The following is a 23891-nucleotide window of genomic DNA, read 5'->3' as shown; positions in this document are numbered from 1 at the left end:
GTCAGCCGAGGTCGGGCGCGTGCATGGCCCGTACGCCTTCGATGTTGCCGTCCAGATAGTGCCGCAGGGACAGCGGGACCAGGTGCACGGAGGCGATCCCGACGCGGGTGAAGGGGACGCGCACGATCTCGTACTCGCCGGTGGGCTCGTCGACTTCGGGGCCGTGCCGCAGGGCCGGGTCCATGGACTCCAGCCGGCAGACGAAGAAGTGCTGCACCTTCACACCGGTCGCGCTGCCGTTGTCTCCGATGTGCTCCACCGTGTCCACGAAGCAGGGCACGACATCGGTGATCTTGGCGCCGAGCTCCTCGTGCACCTCGCGGTGCAGGGCGTCGACGACGGTGGTGTCCTCCGGCTCGACCCCGCCACCGGGCGTGACCCAGTAGGGATCGACACCGGGCTTGGTGCGCTTGATCAGGATGAGGTCGTCGCCGTCCAGAAGAACGGCGCGGGCGGTGCGCTTGACCACGGGTCGGACGGTCATGGGAGAAATGTGGCCCAGCTGGTTCCACGTGAAACATCGCGAAGCGCCACCGTGCCGCCGCACCGCGTGAACTCGGACATGCGCGCTCAGCCCCACTCCACGGCCGCGTGCTGGAGCCACTCGTGCGCTCGGGCCACATGCGGCATGGCGAGCGTGCCGGTGCGCACCACCAGGAAGTACGTCCGCAGCGGCGGCACCGCGGGATCGTGCAGCGCCACGACCTCGCCGCGCTCCAGGGCGGTGGCGCACAGATAGCGGGGCAGCACGGCGAGGCCGGCACCGGCGACGGCACAGGCGAGGACCGCACGCAGATCGGGCACCACGACCGTGCCGGAGGCGGCCGGACGCGCGTCGAAGACGGAGCCCCAGTAGCGCGAGACGAAGGGCAGCGACTCATGGACCTCGACGACCGGCAGGTTGTCCAGGACGGGCGAGCCCTTCTCGCGCACCGTCGTGGTGCCGATCTCCTCGGCCCAGCGCGGAGCGGCGACCAGCACATGCTCCTCGTCGCAGAGCGCGGTGGCGGTGAGCAGGGCGCCGCGCGGCCGGGCCGTGCTGATGGCGAGGTCATGGTGCCCGGCGGACAGCCCCTCCAGGGTCTCCTCGGCGTTCCCGAAGGAGGCGCGCAGCGCGAAGCCCTGGCCGACGTCGCCGGCCAGCTCCGACAGGGCCGGCAGGGCGCGTTCGGCGGTGAACTCGGGTGGTCCCGAGAGGTGCAGGGTGCGAATCGAGGAGTCGTCGTCGAGGCCGCGTTCCGCTATCTCCACGAGGGCGTCGAGATGCGGCGCGGCCTTGTGGGCGAGTTCGTCGCCGATGGTCGTGGGGGTCACCCCGCGGGCCTGCCGCAGAAAGAGAGGGCGGCCCAGCTGCTTCTCCAGGGTCCGGATCTGGGAGGTCACCGCCGGCTGCGAGAGGCCGAGCAGCGCGGCGGCGCGGGTGAAGGAGCCGGCCCGGTGCACGGTCACGAAGGTGCGCAGCAAGGCCAGATCCATCGCACACCCTCCCGTTCGGCCTGCCCTTTTCCGGCCCCCGGGCAGGCCTTCAACTATAAATAAGTCGATAGGTCTCTGTTGCTACAGTGATTGGACACTGACGCAGAGTCAACTAGCCTTGGTCGCGCGGTTCTTGGCGCGCGAGAACCGGGACGGTCCGAGCCACGAGGGGGGAGGCTCGGACCGTCCGTTATGCGCAGCGGGGCTCGCGAAGGCGTCCGTAATCCGGTCACCGATCCGACTCGTCGAGCGCGCGGAGCACATCGGCCACCAGGTCTTCGGGATCCTCGGCCCCGACCGACAGCCGGATGAAGCCCTCCGGCACGTCGTCCCCGCCCCAGCGCCGCCGCCGCTCCGCCGTGGAGCGCACCCCGCCGAAGCTCGTCGCGTCGTCGACCAGCCGCAGCGACTCGAGGAAACGCTCGGCACGCGCGCGCGAGGGCAGCGTGAAGGAGATCACCGAGCCGTAGCGGCGCATCTGCTGCGAGGCGATCTTGTGCGCGGGGTCGTCGGGCAGCCCCGGGTGGCGCAGTCCGGTCACCTCGGGCCGCTCGCGCAGCGCCTCCGCGAGCAGCAGAGTGGTCGCGTTCTGCCGGTCCACGCGCAGCTGGAGGGTGGCGAGGGAGCGATGGGCCAGCCAGGCCTCCATGGGCCCGGAGATCGCGCCGACGATCTTGCGCCAGCGGCGTACGGCGGCCATGGCCTCCGCGTTCCGTCCGGAGACGTACCCCAGCAGTACATCCCCATGACCGGTGAGCTGCTTGGTCCCGCTGGCCATGGAGAAGTCGGCGCCCAGTGCCAGCGGCCGCTGGCCGAGCGGGGTGGCCAGGGTGTTGTCGACGGCGACGAGCGCGCCCCGCGCGTGTGCCTCCCCGGCGAGACGGCGGATGTCGCACACATCGAGCCCGGGGTTGCACGGAGACTCGATCAGCAGCAGCTTCGCCCCGTCCAGGACGTCGAGCTGGGCGTCGCCGGCGGTCGGCGCGGTGCGCACCTCGATGCCGTACGTCTCCAGCTGGGCGCGGACCAGGGGCAGTACCTGGTAGCCGTCGGAGGGCAGGACGACCGCGTCCCCGGCGCGCAGCTGGGAGAAGAGCACCGCGGAGATGGCCGCCACACCGGAGGCGAACACCAGAGTCTCGACGTCCTGGCTGCCGGGCGCCTCCAACTCGCCGATGGCCCGCTCCAGATGGGTCCAGGTCGGGTTCTCGTCGCGCCCGTAGGCGTAGGGGCCGCTCACCTCGCCGGGCAGATGGAAGTGGGCGGCGAACACCGGCCCGGGCAGGGTCGGCTCGTTCTTGACCGGCTCGGGCAGCCCCGCGCGCACCGCGCGCGTGCCCTCGCCCTGCGACGCGTCGCTCATCCGGCTGTTCCCTCCACCTCGTCCCGTACTGCGGCGAGCAGGCCCTCGCTCGCCGCCTCCACCATCTCAAGACACTCCTCGAAGCCGTCCAGAGCGCCGTAGTACGGATCCGGTACGTCGAGGTCGTCGCCCGCGGCCGGGTCGTAGGAGCGCAGCAGCCGCACCTTGCGGGCGTCCTCCTCGGTGGGGGCGAGGCGGCGCAGGGACTTCAGGTGGCCGGAGTCGAGGGCGATCACCAGGTCGAGGCGGGCGAACCAGGACGCCTGGAACTGGCGTGCGGTGTGCTCGCCGTCGTAGCCGTGCTCCGTCAGGACGCGGACGGTCCGCGGGTCGGCGCCGTCGCCCTCGTGCCAGCCGCCGGTGCCGGCGCTGTCGGCCTCGACGCGGTCGTCGAGGCCGGCCTCGGCCACCCGGGCCCGGAAGACGGATTCGGCCATCGGGGAACGGCAGATGTTGCCGGTGCAGACGAAGCAGACGCGGTAGGTCATCGGGCGCTCAGTCGGTGTCGGGCAGGATCATGTTCAGGGCCCAGGACACGATCGAGATGATCAGACCGCCCAGCACGGCCGTCCAGAACCCGTCCACGTGGAAGCTCAGGTCCAGCTTGTCGCACACCCACGACGTCAGCAGCAGCATCAGCGCGTTGACCACCAGGGTGATCAGGCCGAGGGTGAGGATGAACAGCGGGAAGGTCAGGACCTTCACGATCGGCTTGACCAGGAAGTTCACCAGACCGAAGACCAGGGCGACCAGGATCAGCGTCCAGACCTTCTTGGGCGTGCTGTCGCCGGTCAGGGTGATCTTGTCGAGCAGCCACACGGCGACCGCCAGGGCGCCCGCGTTGGCGATCGTCTTGACTACGAAATTCTTCATGTGTCTGATCGTGACAGAAGAGATCGGATGCAAATAGTGAGGCGAGGGCGACAACTGAGATGAAGGCATTCCGGCTGGACGAACTGGAGGCGGAGCGCGCCGCCAACGACGGTGCCTACCTGCAGTTCCTGCGGGAGCGGAACATGTCGGTCGGCCTCTACGCCCTCGACGCGGGTTCGCACGACCCGCAGCAGCCGCACCACCAGGACGAGGTCTACTTCGTCGTCAGCGGCCGTGCCGCGATCACCGTCGGCATGGAGACGACGCAGGTGGCGCGGGGCAGCGTGGTGTACGTGCCGGCCGGGGTGGCCCACAAGTTCCATCACATCAGCGAGGATCTGAGGGTTCTGGTCGTCTTCTCTCCGCCCGAGGCCTGACCCGGCTCTCGGGGTTCCCTAGGGGAAGGGTCAGGGGAGGACAAGGGATCCGAGGTCTCCGGACGACCCCCTCGCGGCTCTAGCATCGAGTACAGGACATCGCATCGTGCGGGACGCACGAGACCGTACGTGCCGGAGCGCACGAGAAAGCTGAGGGGACAGGGCAATGCGAGAGATCTTCACGGGACTGCCGTGGTGGGTGAAGTGGATCGCGGTGCCGGTCATCGCCCTCGTCGTGTTCGGCGGCCTGATCACGGCCGTGATCAGCTGGGTGGTGTTCCTGCTCTTCAAGTTGCTGATCTTCGTGGCGCTGGTCGGCGGTCTGATCTACATCGTGCGGAAGTTCATGTCGAACTCCTCGTCGAAGGGCGACTGGTGAGGACCGTGGGAATCGGCGTCCGGTAACAGGAATCGCCGGTTCCCTCGGGGGAGGGAAGTTTCCCGCACGCGCCGACCCGGAGCGGCGGCGGACGGTTAGAGTCGCTGACCCCCTCGCGCTCCGGGAGTGACCCTTGGCCACGCTTGACGCCACCTCCGCACCCACGGAACATCCCCCGCCCCCCGCCCAACGCCGTTCCAGCACGCCCCCCGTGCAGCGGCCGGCCGCCCCGGCCGACCCCGCCCAGTCGCACTCGGCCACCCTCATCGGGTCCGTGCAGCGTGCGATGCGGCTGCTGGAGTGCGTCGCCGGGCACGAACACGGCGCCCCGGCCAAACAGCTGGCCCGCGAGACCGGCCTCGCGCTGCCCACCGCCTACCACCTGCTGCGGACCCTGGTCCACGAGGGCTATCTGCACCGCGACAAGGGGCTGTTCTTCCTCGGCGAAGCGGCGGAACGGCTGAGCAGCAGCGGCGCGCAGCAGAAACGTCGCAGCGCGGTGGCCGACACCCTCGCCCACTGGCGCGATTCGATCGGTGTGCCGGTGTACTACGCGATGTACCGGGACGGCGAGATCGACGTCAGGTGCGTCTCCGACTCCCCGGGCTGTCCCGCGGTCGAGGAGTGGGCCGACTTCCGCGAGACCGGGCACGCGCACGCCATCGGCCAGTGTCTGCTCTCCCAGCTGGACGAGGACGCCCGCCGCGACCATCTCGGCCGCTACCCCGCCCAGGCCCTCACCCCGTACACGGTCCGTGACAGCCATGCGCTGCTGCGACGCCTGGAGCGGACGCGGCGGATGGAGCCGGTGGTGGAACGTCAGGAGTACGCGCTGGGGACGGTGTGCGCGGCGATCCCCATCACCGTCGGCACCACGGCCGCCACGATGGCCATCTCTCTTCCCCTGCACCAGTCCGACCGGCTGCTGCCGGCCGTAGGGCTGCTCCAGGCAGAGGTGGGACGGCATCTGGGATCACTGGCGATCTCTATCAGTATCTGAAAACTCACTCCTTGTGATCTCCCGTGTACGTTCAGCAAGATTTGACCACCATTAAAGGGGTAAATCCCGGCCGGTCGGTGTCATATGACGGGGTAGGCGATGCGCGAGTCCGTACAAGCAGAAGTCATGATGAGCTTTCTCGTTTCGGAGGAGCTCTCCTTCCGCATCCCCGTGGAGTTGCGCTACGAGACGTGTGATCCGTATGCCGTGCGGCTCACCTTCCATCTGCCCGGGGACGCGCCGGTGACCTGGGCCTTCGGCCGGGAGCTGCTGATCGACGGGGTGGGCCGGCCGTGCGGGGAGGGCGATGTGCACATCGCGCCCGCCGATTCCGAGGTGCTGGGCGAAGTGCTGATCCGGCTTCAGGTCGGCGGTGACCAGGCCGTGTTCCGTTCCTCCACGCCGCCCCTGGTGGCCTTCCTCGACCGTACGGACAAGCTGGTGCCGCTCGGCCAGGAAGGTGCGCTGGCCGACTTCGACGCCCACCTTGACGAGGCTCTGGACCGCATCCTGGCCGAGGAGCAGAGCGCCGGCTGAAGCGTTACGGCACGGGGCGGGATCCGCTCCGCCGAGCCGCGCGAGGGGGCGCAGGAACGCTTCTGCGCGCCCTCCGCAGGCGCCGTGCCCTGCTCCTCGCACGGCCCGCCCTCCGGGGCCGAGCGCCGCGCTCTCACCGCTTCCGGCGTCGCCCCCGCCCGCCGTGCGCCGGAGCCTCCACGGCCGCGACCGCCTCTTTGCCGGGCCGGTCGGCCGACACCACCAGGGCCGCCAGCAGCGTGGTGACGGGCACCGAGGCGACCAGGCCGATCGAACCCACCAGGGTGCGCACGATCTCCTCGGCCACCAGCTCGCTGTTGGCGACCGTGGCCACGCTGCTCTGCGCGATCGAGAAGAGCAGCAGCAGGGGCAGCGCGGCGCCCGCGTAGGCCAGGACGAGGGTGTTGACGACGGAGGCGATGTGGTCGCGGCCGATGCGGATGCCCGCCCGGTACAGCCCGCGCCAGCCCATCGTCGGATTGGCCTCGTGGAGCTCCCAGACGGCCGACGTCTGGGTCACCGTCACATCGTCCAGGACACCCAGCGAACCGATGATGACACCGGCCAGCAGCAGACCGCTCATGTCGATCGACGGATACAGACCGTGGATCAGACCGGTGTTGTCGTCGGTGTTGCCGGTGAGCGCGGCCCAGTCGATGAACTCCGAGCCGAGGACGCCGATCAGACACAGCGAGACCAGGGTGCCGAGCACCGCCACCGAGGTCCGGGCCGACAGCCCGTGGCAGATGTACAGGGCGATCAGCATGATGGCGCTCGACCCGACCACCGCCATCAGCAGCGGATTCGAGCCCTGCAGGATCCCCGGCAGGATGAACATGGTCAGCACCAGGAAGCTGACCGCCAGAGCGACCAGCGCCATCACACCGCGCAGCCGGCCCACCACCACGACGGCGAGCGCGAAGATGCCGGCGAGCAGCGCCATCGGGAACTTCCGGTTGACGTCGGTGACCGAGTACTGCAGGTCCTTGGGTGCGGAAGGCTCGTAGGCGGCCACGACCTGCTCACCCTCGTGCAACTGCCGGGACTGATCGGGCTGCACGATCTCGGTGAAGGTACGGCCCTTGTCCTTGCCGGTGTCGACCCGGATCGTGGCCTTCTTGCAGGTGCTGTCGTCCTCCTGCTTCGAGGAACCGCCGTCGGCGGTGGAGGTGTCGCCGGTCGAGCCGCTCCCGGAGGCGTTGACCGACTTGCAGCTGACCGAGACGACCTTGGTGACCGTCGCCTGCTGCGTCTGGCGGTCGAAGCCGACGCCGGTGCGCTCGTGCGGTGGGGCACCGCCGGGCCACAGCACCACCAGGCCGACCACGACCGCGGCGGTGAAGGGGATCAGGATCGCCGCGATGACCTTGCGCAGATGCTTGGAGACAGGCGCGGCGGGTCCGTGGCTGTGGCTGTGCGAGTGGCCGTGCCCGCCGCCGGCTCCGGAGCGGCCCTGGTCGGGGCCCTCTCCGGGCGGGTGTGCGTGGGCATGGTCGTGGCCGGGCTGTCGGCCCTGTCCGGGCGCGTGGCCCTGGTCGTACGACCGGCCCTGCCCGTGGCTGTGTCCGTCACCGGCACCATGGCCCCCGTGGCCGGCACCGCCGCCCTGCGGGGCGCCGTTGCCGCGCCTCGGCTCGGGGGGCGGATGAGGGTGCTGCTGTGTCGAGGTCACCGCCCGATCATCGCAAGAACGGCAGGGGCCCCCTGTTCACCGCGCCCGAATTGACGCTAGCGTGGAGGCACCTTTGCACACGCGGGAGCTCGGAGCACCGGGCTGAGAGGGCGCTGACCTCCGTATTCGCGATGTTTCACGTGGAACGAGTGATGTTTCACAGGGAACGCCGCCCGACGGAAGCCGCTGCGTCGACCGCCGAACCTGTTACCGGGTAATGCCGGCGTAGGGAGTAGGTCTCATGACCGACAAGGACGTACGCACGCCTGCCTTCAGTCAGGACGAACAGCCCATTTCGGGTGAATCGCCCCTGGAGGCCGGGAAGTCCATCGGCTGGCACAAGGGGTATGTCGAGGGTTCGCGCCCCGACCTTCGGGTGCCGGTCCGTCAGGTGCATCTCACCAACGGGCAGTCGGTGACGCTCTACGACACCTCGGGCCCGTACACCGATCCGTTCGTCGAGACCGACGTCCGCAGGGGTCTGCCGCCGCTGCGGGAGAACTGGATCATCACGCGTGGCGACACCGCCGAGTACGCGGGCCGCCCCGTCCGTCCCGAGGACGACGGGATCAAGCACACCTCGCCGCGCGGCGGTCTGCGCAACCTGGACGCGGTCTTCCCGGGCCGCCCGCGCCAGCCCCGCCGTGGCCGGGACGGCGAGGCGGTCACCCAGCTCGCGTACGCCCGCCGGGGCGAGATCACCCCGGAGATGGAGTACGTCGCCATCCGCGAGAACGTTTCTCCCGAGGTGGTCCGCGAGGAGATCGCGGCGGGCCGGGCCGTGCTGCCGGCCAACGTCAACCATCCGGAGATCGAGCCGATGATCATCGGCAAGCGGTTCCTGGTGAAGGTCAACGCCAACATCGGCAACTCGGCGGTGACCTCCTCGATCGAGGAGGAGGTCGAGAAGATGACCTGGGCGACCCGGTGGGGCGCAGACACGGTCATGGACCTCTCCACCGGCCGCAACATCCACACCACCCGCGAGTGGGTGCTGCGCAACTCCCCCGTCCCCATCGGCACGGTGCCGCTCTACCAGGCACTGGAGAAGGTCGACGGCAGGGCCGAGGAGCTGACCTGGGAGATCTACAAGGACACGGTCATCGAGCAGGCCGAACAGGGCGTGGACTACATGACCGTCCACGCGGGCGTGCGGCTGCCGTTCGTCCCGCTGACCGCCAACCGCAAGACCGGCATCGTCTCGCGCGGCGGCTCGATCATGGCGGCCTGGTGCCTGGCGCACCACAAGGAATCGTTCCTGTACGAGAACTTCGAGGAACTCTGCGAGATCCTCGCCGCCTACGACGTCACCTACTCGCTGGGTGACGGCCTGCGCCCCGGCTCCATCGCCGACGCCAACGACGAGGCGCAGTTCGCGGAGTTGCGCACGCTCGGGGAACTCAACCGGATCGCCAGGCGTTTCCATGTACAGACGATGATCGAGGGCCCGGGCCATGTCCCGATGCACAAGATCAAGGAGAACATCGACCTTCAGCAGGAGATCTGCGATGAAGCTCCGTTCTATACGCTCGGCCCGCTGACCACGGACATCGCGCCGGCGTACGACCACATCACCTCCGGTATCGGCGCCGCGATGATCGCCTGGTGGGGCACGGCGATGCTCTGCTACGTCACGCCCAAGGAGCACCTGGGCCTGCCCAACCGGGACGACGTCAAGACCGGCGTCATCACCTACAAGATCGCCGCCCACGCGGCCGACCTCGCCAAGGGCCACCCGGGCGCCCAGGAGTGGGACGACGCACTGTCCGACGCCCGCTTCGAGTTCCGGTGGGAGGACCAGTTCAACCTCGCCCTGGACCCGGACACCGCCCGCGAGTTCCATGACGAGACCCTCCCGGCGGAGCCGGCCAAGACGGCCCACTTCTGCTCGATGTGCGGGCCGAAGTTCTGCTCGATGAAGATCAGCCAGAGCATCAACGAGCGCTTCGGCGGCGCGGCGGCCGAGGGAGCGTCGCCCGAGGAGATCGCGGAGGGGATGCTCCAGAAGTCGAAGGAGTTCGCGGCGAGCGGCAACCGGGTCTATCTGCCGCTGGCGGACTGAGCCGCTCCCCTGGTGCCGGTCCGGGTCGTCCAGCACCCTGGCGGGCATCCGTGCCCCCGGTGGCCCGCGAGGCGTCTCTCACCGACCGGTCGCGGACGAACACCGCCGCCACCCGGGCGGCGCGGGAGGAGTACGGCGGGCGCGCGGCCCGTCAGCTCCCCGGTGCCGCCTCGTGGACCGGGTGTCCGGCCTGCGCCCCCTGGCCGGGGGCGCAAGCCGGGTCATTCCGGCTGGTGTTCCGGGCCTCCGAAGTCCGGGCTGGTGTAGTCCGGGCTGGTGAAGCTCGGGCGGGGGGCGGCGCCGGCGCCGTCGTCGGTGCTGAAGCCGGGACGGTCGTAGCCGAGGCGTGGCATCCGGCCCGCCGGACCGGACGGGGCCGTACGGCGCAGCCCGGCCGTGCCGGGTTCGGTGGCCAGCGCCTCCCGGAGGAAAGGCAGGATGCCGCGCTCCAGCAGGGCGTCCCGCCAGGCCTCCCGGGCCTTGGCCACCTCCCCGCCGGGTTCGCCGTAGGGTCCTGCCTCCAGCGAGGGGCTGTTGCGCAGTGCGGTGAGCAGCAGACCCGCGCCGGCCATGAGGATGGCGGCCGCGGTCACGACGCCGAACACCCAGCCCGCGGTGAGCATGGTCTGGGCGAACGCCGGGGCCGGGTCCAGCATCTTCAGGACGTAGCCGACGAGCAGGAAGATCGCGGCAGCGGTGCCGGCGAGCACGGGCGCCAGGACCAGGGCGAGGGCGAAGCCTCCGGCGCCGGTGGTCTCGGCGGCCTCGCCGAGAGTGGTGGCGAGCCCCACCGCACCGCCCGCGCCCGGCTCCGTGGAGCCGGTCTCCTGGACGGTGGCCGGGGTGGACCGCGCAGGGTTGCGCAGTTCCTCGCGGACCTTCACGTAGTGCTGGTACTCGGTCGCCGCGGCCGCCGCGATCAGTGCGGTGGCGTTGAGCGCCATGGTGCGCAGCTGTTCGGTGTTCAAACGCTGGCCTATACCGGCCAGTTCGGGACGGTAAGGGGCGGAGCGCAGCGCCTCATCGAGGATCCGCTCGTATTCCTGGCGGTCCTCGCTGTGCAGGTGCTGCGGAACGCTGTTCATGTGCATCCCCCGATGCTCCGTAGGGCTGGGGGCTCGCACGCCGGCGAGCCGTCGGGCAGAAACGGAGGGGAGCCTGCTACGGATAAACCGATGGTAGAGCCGTTACGGCACGCGGTGACAGGGGGTTGCCGGAAATTGGGGGTGGCCCGCGTGTGAAGCCGGAGGGATAGAACAGCGCATCGAACGCTCAGGCGTCCAGTGGAAGTTGCCTCACCAGCAGCTTTCCGGCCATGGTCACTCCGCCGTCCATGGCGATGGCCAGACCGTCGGCGTAGACGTGCGGTCCTTCCACAACGGGACCGGTGCCCTCTTCGCCCTCCTCGGAGCCGACTTCCCCCAGCAGATAGGGAATCGGGCTGTGTCCGTGAACGATCCGGGTGCCGCCGTACGTATCGAGAAGGGAACGGACGGCGTCTGCACCCCCTTCGTCACGGAAGGAGAAGCGCTTGGTGAACTTGCGGAAGAGATCCCAGACCTCGTCCGCGTCATTACGGGTGATGGTCTCGCGGACGGTGTCGTTGACCGCCTCGATCGAGTCGCCGTAGTCGAGGTAGGCGGTGGTGTCGGAGTGCACCAGCAGATAGCCGTCGACCTCCTCGACCGCGTCCAGGCGGGCCATCCACTGGAGGTGGTGGTCCTGGAGCCGGTCCATGTCGGTCTTCTGGCCGCCGTTGAGCAGCCAGGCCGCCTGGAAGGTGGCGGTGCCCGCGCCGGAGTTGACGGGGGTGTCGCCGAACCGCTTGGCGCCGAGCAGCAGCAGCTCGTGGTTGCCCATCAGGGCCTTGCAGTAGCCGCCGGCCGCGGCCGCCTCGGCGGACAGCCGCATCACCAGGTCGATGACGCCGATGCCGTCCGGACCCCGGTCGGTGAAGTCGCCGAGGAACCAGAGCCGGGCGGTGCCCGCGCACCAGCTGCCGTCGGCGTCGATCAGGCCCTGCTCCCGCAGCGCGGCGAGCAGCTCCTCGAAGTAGCCGTGCACATCGCCGACGACGTACAGCGGCCCGGGACCGGCAGCGAGCTGCGCGGCCGGGGCGGTGGCCGGGTCGACCGGCAGCTGGATGGTGTCGCCGCGGTTGATGACGGGCAGGTCGCGCTGGGTGGGCGTGTATCCGTCCGGGTACTCGTCGGGCCCCTCGGGGTACGCCTCGTCGAGCGGCGGGGCGACGTCGCCGGGGTGGGTGCCGTGGGCGTACGGACCGGTCTCGTTGACGTACGCCGGCACCCGGAAGTCGCGCAACGTCGCCGTCCGCTCCGTCTCGGGTCCCTGACCGGCCCCCTGAGTCATCAGACCCCTCCACCATCGCGCCGCATCTGCACCGCTTCGGACTGCCTGGTCGCAGCGGCCCGCGGTGTCGTGGGCCCATCATAGGAATGCGCGTAGCTCCGTGTGATGACCCAGGGGTGGTGAATCGGGGCAGGAGTCCAGTTCAGCGCGGCTTTCGCCCCGGTTGGGCAGGGGTTCGGACCTCTGCCGGTCACCTGCCGGTCGCCGTCCGACGGGACCGGGCAGGTCGGCCGCCCGCCTTCCGGTTGCGTCCGGCGGGTGGGCCGGACGCCTCTCCGGGTGGCCGTGCTACTCCTCCTCCGGTGCCCGTGGCGGGCTGACCGTGGTGCGTGGTGCCCGTCGCTGGGAGGAGGTACGCACGATCAGTTCGGTCGGTATCACCTGCTCGACCGGCTGGTCCGACTCGACTCCCTCGATCGCGTCGATCAGCAGCTGCACCACCGCCGTGCCGATCCGGCGCGGCTTGAGCGAGAGCGTGGTGATGGGCGGCTCGGTGTTGGCGTACACGGTCGACTCGCTGCAGCACACCAGCAGCAGGTCGTCGGGGACCCGCAGCCCGTAGCGGCGGGCGGCGGCGAGCAGATCGGTGCCGTTGGGGTCGAACAGGCCGTAGACGGCGTCCGGGCGGTCCGGGCGGGCCAGCAGCCGGTCGGCCGCTACGGCGCCCGCGCACGGGTCGTGCGCCGGGTAGGCCTCGTAGACCGGATCCTGGCCGACGCGTTCGCACCAGCGCAGGTAGGCGGTGGTCGACAGATGGGTGTACGTGTCCGTCGTGGTGCCCGTGAGCAGGCCGATCCGGCGGGCGCCGGCGGCGGCCAGATGGTCGAGGATGCCGAGCACGGCGGCCTCGTGGTCGTTGTCCACCCAGGCCGTGACCGGCAGCGCGCCCGCCGGGCGGCCGTCGGAGACCACCGGCAGGCCCTGCCGCACCAGCTCGCTGACCACCGGGTCCTGGTCGGAGGGGTCGATGACGACCGTGCCGTCCAGGGCGACGTTCGACCACACGTCGTGGCGCGAGGTCGCGGGCAGGATCACCAGGGCGTAGCCGCGGGCGAGTGCCGCCGAGGTCGCGGCCCGCGCCATCTCGGCGAAGTACGCGAACTCGGTGAAGGTGAAAGGTTCATCCCCGTAGGTCGTCACGGTCAGGCCGATCAGGCCCGATTTGCCGGTACGGAGGGTTCGGGCGGCGGCCGAGGGGCGGTACCCGAGCCGGTCGGCCACCTCGCGGACATGGCGCCGGGTGGCATCCGGGAGCCGGCCCTTGCCGTTCAGGGCGTCGGACACGGTCGTGATGGAGACTCCGGCGGCGGCGGCCACGTCTCTGATGCCCGCCCGGCCCGGCCGGCTGCCTCGCCGAGAGGTTTCCGCGCGGCTCACCTGGTGCTTCCCTGCTGCTGTCATGGCGAGCCGATAGTAGGGCTCATGCGGTGGGGTAGTGCGGACGCATATGCACGCGTTGACAGGCACGTTTCTGCAAGGTCAAACAGGGTCAACTACCTTAGAAAGAAAGTCAGTTGAACGATCCAATAGGGAGACGTGACTTGTCGGCACGCATGGGCCTGCCAAGTGCTCGATGTTTCGAAGAGGTCTCAACTCACCTTCACGGGTGATGCGCGCCACGGCGCGAGCCACCGGCGCATAGATATATGTAGGGCGCGCCCCCAATAAATGCGCCTTCGTACGGTGATGCCCGTGATGCCGGTGGGGCGGATGAGGTTCGCCGGTCCCGGCTGTCCGCTTGCTCCGCCGCTGTACGCACGGGCGCCGAATCCTCATAAGGTGAGCAGTATTGGATGTCGGCGGCGCGGACGGTCCGCCGGTGGTCGCGAGGAGGACTGCGGTGAGCGAGACGAGCCCCAAGCTGCGCGCCGAGCTGGAGGGTATCCCCACCTACAAGCCGGGCAAGCCGGCCGCGGCCGACGGTCCGGTCGCGTACAAGCTCTCCTCCAACGAGAACCCGTATCCCCCGCTGCCCGGCGTGATGGAGTCGGTCACCGCGGCCGCCTCCGCCTTCAACCGTTACCCGGACATGGCCTGCACCGGCCTGATGGACGAGCTGTCGGACCGTTTCGGCGTCCCGCTCGGCCACCTGGCCACCGGTACCGGCTCGGTCGGTGTGGCCCAGCAGCTGATCCAGGCCACCAGCGGCCCGGGCGACGAGGTGATGTACGCCTGGCGGTCCTTCGAGGCGTACCCGATCATCACGCAGATCAGCGGCGCCCGCTCGGTCCGGGTGCCGCTCACGCCGGGCGAGGTGCACGACCTGGACGCGATGGCGGACGCGATCACCGACCGCACCCGCCTGATCTTCGTCTGCAACCCCAACAATCCGACCGGTACGGTCGTGAAGCGGGCCGAGCTGGAGCGGTTCCTGGACCGGGTGCCGAGCGATGTGCTGGTGGTCCTCGACGAGGCCTACCGGGAGTTCATCCGCGACCCCGAGGTGCCGGACGGCATCGAGATCTACCGTCAGCGGCCCAACGTCTGCGTCCTGCGGACCTTCTCCAAGGCCTACGGCCTCGCCGGGCTGCGGGTCGGCTTCGCGGTCGCCCACGAGCCGGTGGCGGCGGCGCTGCGCAAGACGGCGGTGCCGTTCGGTGTGAGCCAGATCGCCCAGGAGGCGGCGATCGCCTCGCTGCGGGCCGAGGACGAGCTGCTCGGCCGGGTGGGCTCGCTGGTGTGCGAGCGGCAGCGCGTGGTCGAGGCGCTGCGCGCCCAGGGCTGGACGGTGCCCGAGACCCAGGCCAACTTCGTGTGGCTGCGGCTGGGGGAGCGTACGGCGGCCTTCGCGGGAGCCTGCGAGGAGCACGGCGTGGTTGTCCGGCCGTTCCCGGGCGAGGGCGTGCGGGTCACGGTCGGCGAGACCGAGGCGAACGACATCTTCGTGAAGGTGGCGGAGGCGTTCCGCAAGGAGCTCTAGCCCCCGACAGGTCCCTGTGTACGGGGTCGCCCGGCCGGTGTTCCCGGGCCGGGCGGCCCCGTACGTCCATGTCGGGAGGGTGCCGAACGGCTCAAGTCGGACCCCCCTTCCACCTCCGATAATCAGTGCGTCATAATGGCTTGTGAATGTGAATGCATTCACAAGCTCGTCCCGTTTGCCCGTGATGTACGTGACAAAAGGGGCGGAGTGCCGCTGTAGTACGGCGACGTAAGGAGACTGACGACGTGTACCTGGCTCTGGCGCCGGAGACACTGGCGCGCTGGCAGTTCGGCATCACCACCGTCTACCACTTCCTGTTCGTCCCGCTGACGATCTCGCTGGCCGCCCTCACGGCCGGTCTGCAGACCGCCTGGGTGCGCACGGAGAAGGAGAAGTACCTCAGGGCGACCAAGTTCTGGGGCAAGCTCTTCCTGATCAACATCGCGATGGGGGTGGTCACCGGCATCGTGCAGGAGTTCCAGTTCGGCATGAACTGGTCGGACTACTCGCGGTTCGTCGGCGACATCTTCGGTGCTCCGCTCGCCTTCGAGGCGCTGATCGCGTTCTTCTTCGAGTCCACCTTCATCGGGCTGTGGATCTTCGGCTGGGACAAGCTGCCCAAGAGGATCCATCTGGCCTGCATCTGGATGGTCTCCATCGGTACGATCCTGTCCGCGTACTTCATCCTCGCGGCCAACTCGTGGATGCAGCACCCCGTCGGCTACAAGATCGACAAGGTGAGGGGGCGCGCCGAGCTCACCGACTTCTGGGCGGTCCTCACCCAGAACACCGCGCTGGCCCAGGCCTTCCACACGCTTTCCGCGTCCTTCCTGACCGGCGGCGCGTTCATGGTCGGCATCGCCGCCTTCCACCTCTTCCGCAAGAAGCACATCACCGTGATGAAGACGTCGCTGCGGCTCGGTCTGATCACCCTGGTCATCGGCGGCCTGCTCACCTCGATCAGCGGCGACACCCTCGGCAAGGTCATGTTCAAGCAGCAGCCGATGAAGATGGCCGCCGCCGAGGCCCTGTGGGACGGCCAGAACTCGGCGCCGTTCTCGGTCTTCGCCTACGGCGACGTGAGCAAGGGCCACAACACCGTCGAGCTGTCGGTCCCCGGCATACTGTCGTTCCTCGCCGACGACGACTTCGGTTCGTACGTCCCCGGCATCAACGACACCAACAAGGCCGAGCAGCAGAAGTACGGCGCCGGCGACTACCGGCCCATCATCCCGGTCACCTTCTGGGCGTTCCGCTGGATGATCGGCTTCGGTATGGCGTCCTTCGCCATCGGCATCCTCGGACTCTGGCTGACCCGCAAGAAGTTCATGCTGCCGCAGCACCTGCGGGTCGGTGAGGACGAGGTGCCGAACTTGGTCCTCTTCAAGAACAAGGCCCTCAGCCCCAAGCTCGGCAGGCTGTACTGGCTGGTGGCGATCTGGACCCTCGGCTTCCCGCTGATCGCCAACTCCTGGGGCTGGATCTTCACCGAGATGGGGCGCCAGCCGTGGGTCGTCTACGGCGTCCTGCAGACCCGGGACGCGGTCTCTCCCGGGGTCTCCCAGGCCGAGATCCTCATCTCGATGATCACCTTCACCGCGCTGTACGCCGTCCTCGCCGTCGTCGAGGTCAAGCTGCTCGTGAAGTACGTGAAGGCCGGCCCGCCGGAGCTCACCGAGGACGACCTCAACCCGCCCACGAAGATCGGCGGCGAGGCCCGTGACGCCGACAAGCCGATGGCCTTCTCGTACTAGGCCGAGGGAGACGCAGTCATGGAACTTCACGACGTCTGGTTCGTGCTGATCGCCGTCCTGTGGACCGGCTACTTCTTCCTGGAGGGCTTCGACTTCGGGGTCGGCATCCTCACCAAGCTGCTGGCCCGCGACCGGCTGGAGAAGCGGGTGCTGATCAACACGATCGGCCCCGTCTGGGACGGCAACGAGGTCTGGCTGCTCACTGCGGGCGGCGCCACCTTCGCCGCCTTCCCCGAGTGGTACGCCACCCTCTTCTCCGGCTTCTATCTGCCCCTGCTGGTCATCCTGGTCTGCCTGATCGTCCGGGGTGTCGCCTTCGAGTACCGGGCGAAGCGGCCCGAGGAGAACTGGCAGCGCAACTGGGAGACCGCGATCTTCTGGACCTCGCTGATCCCGGCGTTCCTGTGGGGTGTGGCCTTCGGGAACATCGTGCACGGCGTGAAGATCGACCGGAACTTCGAGTACGTCGGCACCGTCTGGAACCTGCTCAACCCGTACGCCCTGCTCGGCGGACTGGTGACGCTGACCCTGTTCACCTTCCACGGCACGGTGTTCACCGCGCTCAAGACGGTCGGCGACATCCGGGTACGGGCGCGGAAGCTGGCGACCAAGGTCGGACTGCTCACCGCCGTGCTGGCGCTGGCCTTCCTCCTGTGGACCCAGGCCGACAGCGGTGACGGCAAGAGCCTGGTCGCCCTGGTGGTGGCCGTCGTGGCGCTGGTCGCCGCGCTCGGGGCGAACCTGCGAGGGCGTGAGGGCTGGGCGTTCGCCCTGTCCGGGGTGACCATCGTGGCCGCCGTGGCGATGCTCTTCCTGTCGCTCTTCCCGAACGTCATGCCGTCCTCGCTCAACGCGGACTGGAGCCTCACGGTCACCAACGCCTCGTCGAGCCCGTACACCCTGAAGATCATGACCTGGCTCGCGGCGATCGCCACGCCGCTGGTCCTGCTCTACCAGGGGTGGACGTACTGGGTGTTCCGCAAGCGGATCGGCACGCAGCACATCGCCGAAGCCGCGCACTGAGTCCGGCGGGAGGGTGATTCACGATGATTCACGCTGTTTCACGTGAAACACCCTCCCTGGGCCGAAGGGCATGTTTCACGTGAAACCAATCGATCCCCGTCTGCTGCGGTACGCCCGCACCACCCGCCTCTTCCTGGTGGCCGTCGTCGGTCTCGGTGCCGTCGGCGCCGGGCTGGTCATCGCCCAGGCCATGCTCATCGCCGAGGTGGTGGTGGGCGCCTTCCAGCACGGCCACTCGGTCTCCGAACTCCGCACTCCCCTACTGCTGTTGGCGGCCGTCGCCGGCGGCCGGGCGCTGGTCTCCTGGCTGACGGAGCTCGCCGCGCACCGTGCGAGCGCGGCGGTCAAGTCCGAGCTGCGAGGGCGGCTCCTGGACCGGGCGGTGGCGCTCGGTCCCGGCTGGCTGAGCGGACAGCGGACCGGGTCGCTGGTCACCCTCGCCACGCGTGGTGTCGACGCCCTCGACGACTACTTCTCGCGCTATCTGCCGCAGTTGGGGCTCGCGGTGGTCGTGCCGGTCGCGGTGCTGGCGCGGATCGTCACGGAGGACTGGGTGTCCGCGGCGATCATCGTGGGAACCCTGCCGCTCATCCCGCTCTTCATGGTGCTGATCGGCTGGGCCACCCAGTCCCGGACGGACCGTCAGTGGCGGTTGCTGTCCCGGCTGTCCGGCCACTTCCTGGACGTGGTCGCCGGGCTGCCCACGCTGAAGGTGTTCGGCCGGGCCAAGGCGCAGGCCGAGTCCATCCGCCGGATCACCGGCGAGTACCGGCAGGCGACGATGCGGACCCTGCGGATCGCCTTCCTCTCCTCCTTCGCGCTGGAACTGCTGGCCACGCTGTCGGTGGCGCTGGTCGCCGTGACCATCGGCATGCGGCTCGTCCACGGCGACATGGACCTGTACATCGGGCTGGTCATCCTGGTGCTGGCGCCCGAGGCGTATCTGCCGCTGCGCCAGGTGGGCGCCCAGTTCCACGCGGCGGCGGAGGGGCTCGCGGCGGCCGAGGAGATCTTCGCGGTGCTGGAGACCCCGGTGCCGGTGTCCGGGGCCGGCGAGGTGCCTGCTGCTGTCTCTCTGGCCTTTGAAGGGGTCACGGTCCGCTACCCGGGTCGCACGGCGGACGCGGTCACCGACGTCTCGTTCACCGTCGAACCCGGCGAGACCGTCGCCCTGGTCGGCCCCAGCGGGGTGGGCAAGTCGACGCTGCTGAACGCGCTGTTGGGGTTCGTACGGCCGACGGAGGGCCGGGTGCGGATCGGGGGAGCCGATCTCGCCGACGTCGCCCCGGAGACCTGGCGGTCGCGGATCGCCTGGGTGCCGCAGCGACCGCACCTGTACGCCGGGACGATCGCCGAGAACGTACGGCTCGCGCGTCCCGACGCGGACGAGGACGCGGTACGGCGGGCGCTGCGGGACGCGGGGGCGCTGGAGTTCGTGGACGCGCTGCCCGAGGGGGCGGAGACGGTTCTCGGCGAGGACGGCGCCGGACTCTCCGCCGGGCAGCGGCAGCGGCTGGCGCTGGCGCGGGCGTTTCTCGCGGACCGGCCGGTGCTGTTGCTGGACGAGCCGACGGCCGCGTTGGACGGGGCGACCGAGGCGGAGGTCGTGGCGGCGGTACGACGGCTCGCCGAGGGGCGGACCGTGGTGCTGGTCGTGCACCGGCCGGCGTTGCTGTCGGTGGCGGACCGGGTGGTGCGGCTCTCCGGCGGCGAGGCCACCAGGAGGCTCCGCCCCCTGGACCCTCAGGACCTTCGCCCACCCATCACCCGACTCGGTTCGTCGGAAGGTGAGGTGGCGGAGCCGCTCGGGCAGTTGGAAAGCGGCTTGACGGGAAGCTGCCTGGAGGAAGGCAGCCCGGGGGAAGGCGGGCTCCCGGAGCCGGCGGTGGGCGGCCGTTCGAGGAGCGTGCTCGCGCGGGTCCGCGCAGCGTCCGGTGCCCGGCGGGGGCGGCTGCTGCTCGCCCTGCTGCTCGGGGCTCTGGCGCTCGGCAGTGCCGTGGGGCTGATGGCGACCTCCGGGTGGCTGATCTCGCGTGCCTCGCAGCAGCCGCCGGTGCTGTATCTGATGGTCGCCGTGACGGCCACGCGGGCGTTCGGGATCGGGCGGGCCGTGTTCCGGTACAGCGAGCGACTGGTGTCGCACGACGCCGTGCTGCGGATGCTCGCGGACACGCGGGTGGCGGTGTACCGGCGCCTCGAACGGCTGACCCCCGCCGGGCTGCGGGCCACCCGGCGGGGCGACCTGCTCAGCCGGCTGGTCGCTGACGTGGACACCCTGCAGGACTACTGGTTGCGGTGGCTGCTGCCCGCCGGGGTCGCGGTGGCCGTGTCCGCCGGTGCCGTGGGGTTCACGGCCTGGCTGCTGCCCGAGGCCGGGGCCGCCCTCGCGGTGGGACTGCTGGCGGCCGGTGTCGGAGTTCCGCTGGTCACCTCCGCCGTGGCCCGTCGCGCCGAGCAGCGGCTGGCGCCTGCCCGCGGGCTGCTCGCGACCCGGGTGACCGACCTGCTCACCGGTACCGCCGAACTGACGGTCGCCGGTGCGCTGCCCGCCCGCAGGGCCGAGGCCCGGCAGGCCGACGGCACGCTCACCCGGATCGCCTCGCGGGGCGCCACGGCCACCGCGCTCGGCGACGGCCTGACCGCACTGCTGACGGGCCTGACCGTCGCCGCGACCGCGCTGCTGGGTGCCCGGGGTGTCGCCGACGGCCGGCTCGACGGGGTGACGATGGCGGTCGTCGTCCTCACCCCGCTGGCCGCCTTCGAGGCCGTGCTGGGGCTGCCGCTCGCCGTGCGGCACCGGCAGCGGGTGCGTAAGAGCGCCGAGCGCCTCTACGAGGTGCTGGACGCGCCGGAGCCGGTACGGGAGCCGGAGCGGCCGCGCCAGGCGCCCGCCACGCCGTTCCCCCTCGTGCTGAAGGGCCTGTCCGCCCGCTACGAGGGCCGGCGGGGGGACGCGCTCGCCGGGGTCGACCTCACGCTCCCCGAGGGGCGCAGGGTCGCCGTGGTCGGTCCCTCCGGCTCCGGCAAGACGACGCTCGCCCAGATCCTGCTGCGGTTCCTCGACCCGGACGCGGGCTCCTACACCCTCGCCGGAGTGGACGCCTACGGCATGGACGGTGACGACGTACGGCGGCTCGTCGGGTTGTGCGCCCAGGACGCGCACCTCTTCGACAGCTCCGTGCGCGAGAACCTGCTGCTCGCCCGGAAGGACGCCACCGAGGAGGACCTGCGGGACGTGCTGGGCCGGGCCCGGCTGCTCGACTGGGTGGACGGGCTGCCCGACGGACTGGACACCCTCGTGGGCGAGCACGGGGCCCGGCTGTCCGGTGGGCAGCGGCAGCGGCTGGCGCTCGCCCGGGCGCTGCTCGCGGACTTCCCGGTGCTCGTCCTGGACGAGCCCGCCGAGCATCTGGACCTGCCCACGGCGGACGCGCTCACCGCGGATCTGCTGGCCGCCACCGAGGGCCGTACGACCGTGCTCGTCACGCACCGGCTGGCGGGCCTGGAGGCCGTGGACGAGGTGCTGGTGCTCGACGCGGGCCGGGTGGTGCAGCGCGGCCCGTACGCGGAGCTGGCCGCCGGGGCGGGGCCGCTGCGCGCGATGGCGGAACGGGAGGCGGCGGCGGAGTCACTGGTGGGTACGGCCACCCCTTAGAGACGGCTTGGACTCCTTGGACCCCTTGGGCGATCAGGACCCGTCGGCTGTTGCGGTGGCGTCAGCCGCGGGCGGACAGCAGTTGCTCGATCACGACCGCCACCCCGTCCTCGTTGTTGGCGACCGTGCGGCCGGAGGCGGCGGCGATGACGGCGGGGTGGGCGTTGCCCATCGCGTACGAACGGCCGGCCCAGGTCAGCATCTCGACGTCGTTGGGCATGTCGCCGAAGGCCACTACCTCCTCGGGCGAGATGCCGCGCTCGGCGCACTCCAGGGCGAGCGTGCTGGCCTTGGAGACACCCGGGCCGCTGATCTCCAGCAGGGCGCTCGGGCTGGAGCGGGTGACGGCGGCGCGGTCGCCGATGGCGAGCCGGGCGAGAGTGAGGAAGGCGTCGGGGTCGAGCTCGGGGTGGTAGGCGAGGATCTTGAGCACGGGCTCGCCGCCGCTCGGACCGCCGGCCGCGAGGATCTCCTCGGCGGGCAGCAGATGGTCCGGTATCTCCATGTGCATCTTGGGATAGGCCGGCTCCTGGTGGAAGCCGTACGTCTGCTCGATCGCGTACACCGTGCCGGGCGCGGCGTCGCGCAGCAGCCGTACGGCGTCCAGCGCGTTCTGCGTGGCCAGCTCGCGCACCTTCACGAAGCGGTGGGCGCCGCGGCCGCCGTGCAGGTCGACCACGGCGGCGCCGTTGCCGCAGATCGCCAGGCCGTGGCCGTGCACGTGGTCGCTGACCACGTCCATCCAGCGGGCCGGGCGGCCGGTGACGAAGAAGACCTCGACACCCGCCTCCTCGGCGGCGGCCAGCGCGGCCACCGTCCGCGGGGAGACCGACTTGTCGTCGCGCAGCAGGGTGCCGTCGAGATCGGTGGCGATCAGCCGGGGCGGGGTCGCGAAGGCAGGGGTCTCGGGCTGTCGGGTCGCTGAGGTCACCGGGCCATTCTCGCGCATATGCCCGCACGCCAGTGCGGCACAGTGCACAGATGAGACACAGACGACTCCGAAGTGTCCTGAAGGGCGCCTCAGCCCAGCTGGGCCGGGGCCTCCATGGCGATCTGCTCGAAGACCTTCTGCTCGGCCGCGAAGTCCGAGTCGGGGATGGGCCAGTGGATCACCAGCTCGGTGAAGCCCAGCTCCTGGTGGCGGCCGGCGAAGTCCACGAAGGCGTCCAGGGACTCCAGCGGCCGGGCCCGGTCCGGGGTGAACCCGGTGAGCAGGACCTTCTCCGGCTCCGAGGCGTCCCGGCCGATCGCCGCGCAGGCCTCGCCGAGCCTGCCCAGCTGGCCGCGGAGCGCCTCGACCGACTGCTCGGGCGTGCCGTTCTCGTAGAGCTTCGGGTCGCCGGTGGTCACCCAGGCCTGGCCGTGCCGTGCGGCCAGCTTCAGCCCGCGCGGGCCGGTGGCCGCGACCGCGAAGGGCAGCCGGGGCCGCTGCACACAGCCGGGGATGTCGCGCGCCTCGTGGGCCGAGTAGAACGCGCCCTCGTGGGTCACGGAGTCCTCGGTGAGCAGCCGGTCGAGCAGCGGCACGAACTCGGCGAACCGGTCGGCGCGCTCGCGCGCGGTCCACGGCTCCTGGCCCAGCGCGGTGGCGTCGAAGCCGGTGCCGCCGGCGCCGATGCCCAGTGTCACCCGGCCGCCGGAGATGTCGTCGAGTGAGATCAGCTCCTTGGCGAGCGTCACCGGATGCCGGAAGTTCGGCGAGGTGACGAGCGTGCCCAGGCGGAGCCGGTCGGTGACGGTCGCGGCGGCGGTCAGCGTCGGGATCGCACCGAACCACGGGCCGTCCCGGAAGGTGCGCCAGGACAGGTGGTCGTAGGTGTAGGCGGTGTGGAAGCCCAGTTCCTCGGCCCGCGTCCAGGCGGCACGGCCGCCCTCGCTCCAGCGGCGGTACGGCAGGATCACGGTGCTCAGACGCAGACTCATGCGTCCGAGACTAAGGGGACCCGTCGACAACGGACGAAACGGTCACCGTATGCGGCCGCTCAGCCACGGCGTGAGCAGGTTCGCGGAGAGGTGCTCCTTGTACGTGCGGTCCCCGGGCAGCGGCACGACCAGCGAGGCGGTGGGCGGGAAGCGGCGGGCGCGGACGTGGGCCAGGCCGCCGAAGACCGACCGGAGGAAGGCGGGCACGTCGTCGCGCGGGATGTCGTGGAACTCGACGCCCTCGACCGTGATCAGCGCGTCGTCCTCCGGGTAGAGCCGCACGTGCACCCGGGGCACCCCGCCGAACTCGGCGTACGCCTCGTGCGGCAGCGAGCCGTCCGGGTCGGTGGTGACGCCGAAGCCCGCCGCGCCGCGGCGCGAGGTCCGGTCGGCGCCGATGTCGTGCGTCACCTCGATCTCGCGGCCGTACTCGGCGGCGATCGCGTGGAGAGCGGTGACGGCCGCCTCGGTCGTGGGGAGGTGCCCGGTGTAATCCGAATGGTCCAT

Annotated in this window: 21 protein-coding genes and 1 riboswitch; of the genes, 9 read left to right on the top strand and 12 right to left on the bottom strand. The window is 70.4% G+C overall.

The window, feature by feature from the left end; genetic code table 11:
* Nucleotide 1: 1 nt before the first annotated feature.
* The 5 genes from ACIPSJ_RS16965 to ACIPSJ_RS16945 all read right to left on the bottom strand — a co-directional run bounded on the left by ACIPSJ_RS16965 (nucleotide 2) and on the right by ACIPSJ_RS16945 (nucleotide 3712).
* A complete protein-coding gene (locus tag ACIPSJ_RS16965) occupies nucleotides 2-484 on the bottom strand; it encodes an NUDIX domain-containing protein (protein ID WP_123975752.1) in 483 nt (160 codons plus the stop codon).
* Nucleotides 485-570: 86 nt separating this feature from the next.
* The gene (locus tag ACIPSJ_RS16960) at nucleotides 571-1476 is read right to left on the bottom strand and encodes a LysR family transcriptional regulator (protein WP_401346495.1); all 906 of its coding nucleotides are present in this window, start codon (nucleotides 1474-1476) and stop codon (nucleotides 571-573) included.
* Between the two features lie 229 nt (nucleotides 1477-1705).
* Nucleotides 1706-2839 (bottom strand): cystathionine gamma-lyase, encoded by a 1134-nt coding sequence (locus tag ACIPSJ_RS16955; RefSeq protein ID WP_359212139.1) that lies wholly within the window; start codon nucleotides 2837-2839, stop codon nucleotides 1706-1708.
* On the bottom strand, nucleotides 2836-3327 hold the full coding sequence (locus tag ACIPSJ_RS16950) for a low molecular weight protein-tyrosine-phosphatase (protein WP_401346492.1): 492 nt from the start codon (nucleotides 3325-3327) through the stop codon (nucleotides 2836-2838). The genes ACIPSJ_RS16955 and ACIPSJ_RS16950 overlap by 4 nt, the downstream gene beginning before the upstream one ends.
* A gap of 7 nt (nucleotides 3328-3334) precedes the next feature.
* Complete coding sequence (locus ACIPSJ_RS16945; protein ID WP_189262814.1) at nucleotides 3335-3712, bottom strand: phage holin family protein; 378 nt, start codon at nucleotides 3710-3712, stop codon at nucleotides 3335-3337.
* 59 nt (nucleotides 3713-3771) lie between these two features.
* Between ACIPSJ_RS16945 and ACIPSJ_RS16940 the strand changes: the two genes are divergently transcribed.
* The 4 genes from ACIPSJ_RS16940 (at nucleotide 3772) to ACIPSJ_RS16925 (ending at nucleotide 6005) form a co-directional block, all read left to right on the top strand.
* Nucleotides 3772-4089: a cupin domain-containing protein gene (locus ACIPSJ_RS16940; protein WP_355728312.1), complete on the top strand. Its 318-nt coding sequence runs from the start codon at nucleotides 3772-3774 to the stop codon at nucleotides 4087-4089.
* A gap of 166 nt (nucleotides 4090-4255) precedes the next feature.
* Nucleotides 4256-4468, top strand: coding sequence for a DUF5326 family protein (locus tag ACIPSJ_RS16935; protein WP_401346489.1), 213 nt, complete (start codon nucleotides 4256-4258; stop codon nucleotides 4466-4468).
* A gap of 211 nt (nucleotides 4469-4679) precedes the next feature.
* The gene (locus ACIPSJ_RS16930) at nucleotides 4680-5468 is read left to right on the top strand and encodes an IclR family transcriptional regulator C-terminal domain-containing protein (RefSeq protein ID WP_359212128.1); all 789 of its coding nucleotides are present in this window, start codon (nucleotides 4680-4682) and stop codon (nucleotides 5466-5468) included.
* Nucleotides 5469-5567: 99 nt separating this feature from the next.
* Entirely contained in the window at nucleotides 5568-6005 is a 438-nt protein-coding gene (locus tag ACIPSJ_RS16925; RefSeq protein WP_401346487.1) for an SsgA family sporulation/cell division regulator, read from the top strand.
* Between the two features lie 133 nt (nucleotides 6006-6138).
* Here the strand turns inward: ACIPSJ_RS16925 and ACIPSJ_RS16920 are convergent, their stop codons facing one another.
* A complete protein-coding gene (locus ACIPSJ_RS16920; protein ID WP_401346484.1) occupies nucleotides 6139-7677 on the bottom strand; it encodes a YibE/F family protein in 1539 nt (512 codons plus the stop codon).
* A 71-nt stretch (nucleotides 7678-7748) separates the two neighbouring features.
* A riboswitch (TPP riboswitch) is annotated at nucleotides 7749-7926 on the top strand.
* On the opposite strand from ACIPSJ_RS16920, the gene thiC reads away from it, so the two are divergent.
* Complete coding sequence (thiC, locus tag ACIPSJ_RS16915) at nucleotides 7919-9739, top strand: phosphomethylpyrimidine synthase ThiC (RefSeq protein WP_359212121.1); 1821 nt, start codon at nucleotides 7919-7921, stop codon at nucleotides 9737-9739. It overlaps the preceding riboswitch by 8 nt.
* 221 nt (nucleotides 9740-9960) lie before the next feature.
* Here thiC and ACIPSJ_RS16910 read toward each other — a convergent pair whose 3' ends face one another.
* From ACIPSJ_RS16910 to ACIPSJ_RS16900, 3 genes are all read right to left on the bottom strand, one after another.
* Nucleotides 9961-10830, bottom strand: coding sequence for a hypothetical protein (locus ACIPSJ_RS16910; RefSeq protein WP_359212118.1), 870 nt, complete (start codon nucleotides 10828-10830; stop codon nucleotides 9961-9963).
* Between the two features lie 181 nt (nucleotides 10831-11011).
* Nucleotides 11012-12109 (bottom strand): metallophosphoesterase, encoded by a 1098-nt coding sequence (locus ACIPSJ_RS16905; RefSeq protein ID WP_401346482.1) that lies wholly within the window; start codon nucleotides 12107-12109, stop codon nucleotides 11012-11014.
* 288 nt (nucleotides 12110-12397) lie between these two features.
* Nucleotides 12398-13510: a LacI family DNA-binding transcriptional regulator gene (locus ACIPSJ_RS16900; RefSeq protein ID WP_359212112.1), complete on the bottom strand. Its 1113-nt coding sequence runs from the start codon at nucleotides 13508-13510 to the stop codon at nucleotides 12398-12400.
* Between the two features lie 439 nt (nucleotides 13511-13949).
* Here ACIPSJ_RS16900 and hisC point away from each other — a divergent pair, with 439 nt between their 5' ends.
* The 4 genes from hisC (at nucleotide 13950) to cydD (ending at nucleotide 21461) form a co-directional block, all read left to right on the top strand.
* On the top strand, nucleotides 13950-15029 hold the full coding sequence (gene hisC, locus ACIPSJ_RS16895) for a histidinol-phosphate transaminase (protein WP_359212109.1): 1080 nt from the start codon (nucleotides 13950-13952) through the stop codon (nucleotides 15027-15029).
* Between the two features lie 245 nt (nucleotides 15030-15274).
* Nucleotides 15275-16783: a cytochrome ubiquinol oxidase subunit I gene (locus tag ACIPSJ_RS16890; protein WP_401346479.1), complete on the top strand. Its 1509-nt coding sequence runs from the start codon at nucleotides 15275-15277 to the stop codon at nucleotides 16781-16783.
* Between the two features lie 18 nt (nucleotides 16784-16801).
* Nucleotides 16802-17806, top strand: a complete 1005-nt coding sequence (cydB, locus tag ACIPSJ_RS16885) for a cytochrome d ubiquinol oxidase subunit II (RefSeq protein WP_355724465.1) — start codon at nucleotides 16802-16804, stop codon at nucleotides 17804-17806.
* Between the two features lie 70 nt (nucleotides 17807-17876).
* Complete coding sequence (gene cydD / locus ACIPSJ_RS16880) at nucleotides 17877-21461, top strand: thiol reductant ABC exporter subunit CydD (protein ID WP_401346477.1); 3585 nt, start codon at nucleotides 17877-17879, stop codon at nucleotides 21459-21461.
* 61 nt (nucleotides 21462-21522) lie between these two features.
* On the opposite strand, the gene ACIPSJ_RS16875 is transcribed toward cydD, so the two are convergent.
* From ACIPSJ_RS16875 to ACIPSJ_RS16865, 3 genes are all read right to left on the bottom strand, one after another.
* A complete protein-coding gene (locus ACIPSJ_RS16875) occupies nucleotides 21523-22410 on the bottom strand; it encodes an HAD-IIB family hydrolase (protein WP_359212099.1) in 888 nt (295 codons plus the stop codon).
* 71 nt (nucleotides 22411-22481) lie between these two features.
* Nucleotides 22482-23384 carry an LLM class flavin-dependent oxidoreductase gene (locus ACIPSJ_RS16870; protein ID WP_393544758.1) on the bottom strand — a complete coding sequence of 301 codons (903 nt, stop codon included), beginning with the start codon at nucleotides 23382-23384 and terminating at the stop codon, nucleotides 22482-22484.
* Between the two features lie 42 nt (nucleotides 23385-23426).
* On the bottom strand, nucleotides 23427-23891 hold the full coding sequence (locus ACIPSJ_RS16865; RefSeq protein ID WP_401346474.1) for a hypothetical protein: 465 nt from the start codon (nucleotides 23889-23891) through the stop codon (nucleotides 23427-23429).

The sequence above is a fragment of the Streptomyces sp. NPDC090088 genome, from assembly GCF_044747345.1.
GTDB lineage: Bacteria > Actinomycetota > Actinomycetes > Streptomycetales > Streptomycetaceae > Streptomyces.
The sequence above is the reverse complement of the archived record's forward strand: the minus strand, read 5'-3'. Positions and strand labels throughout refer to the sequence as shown.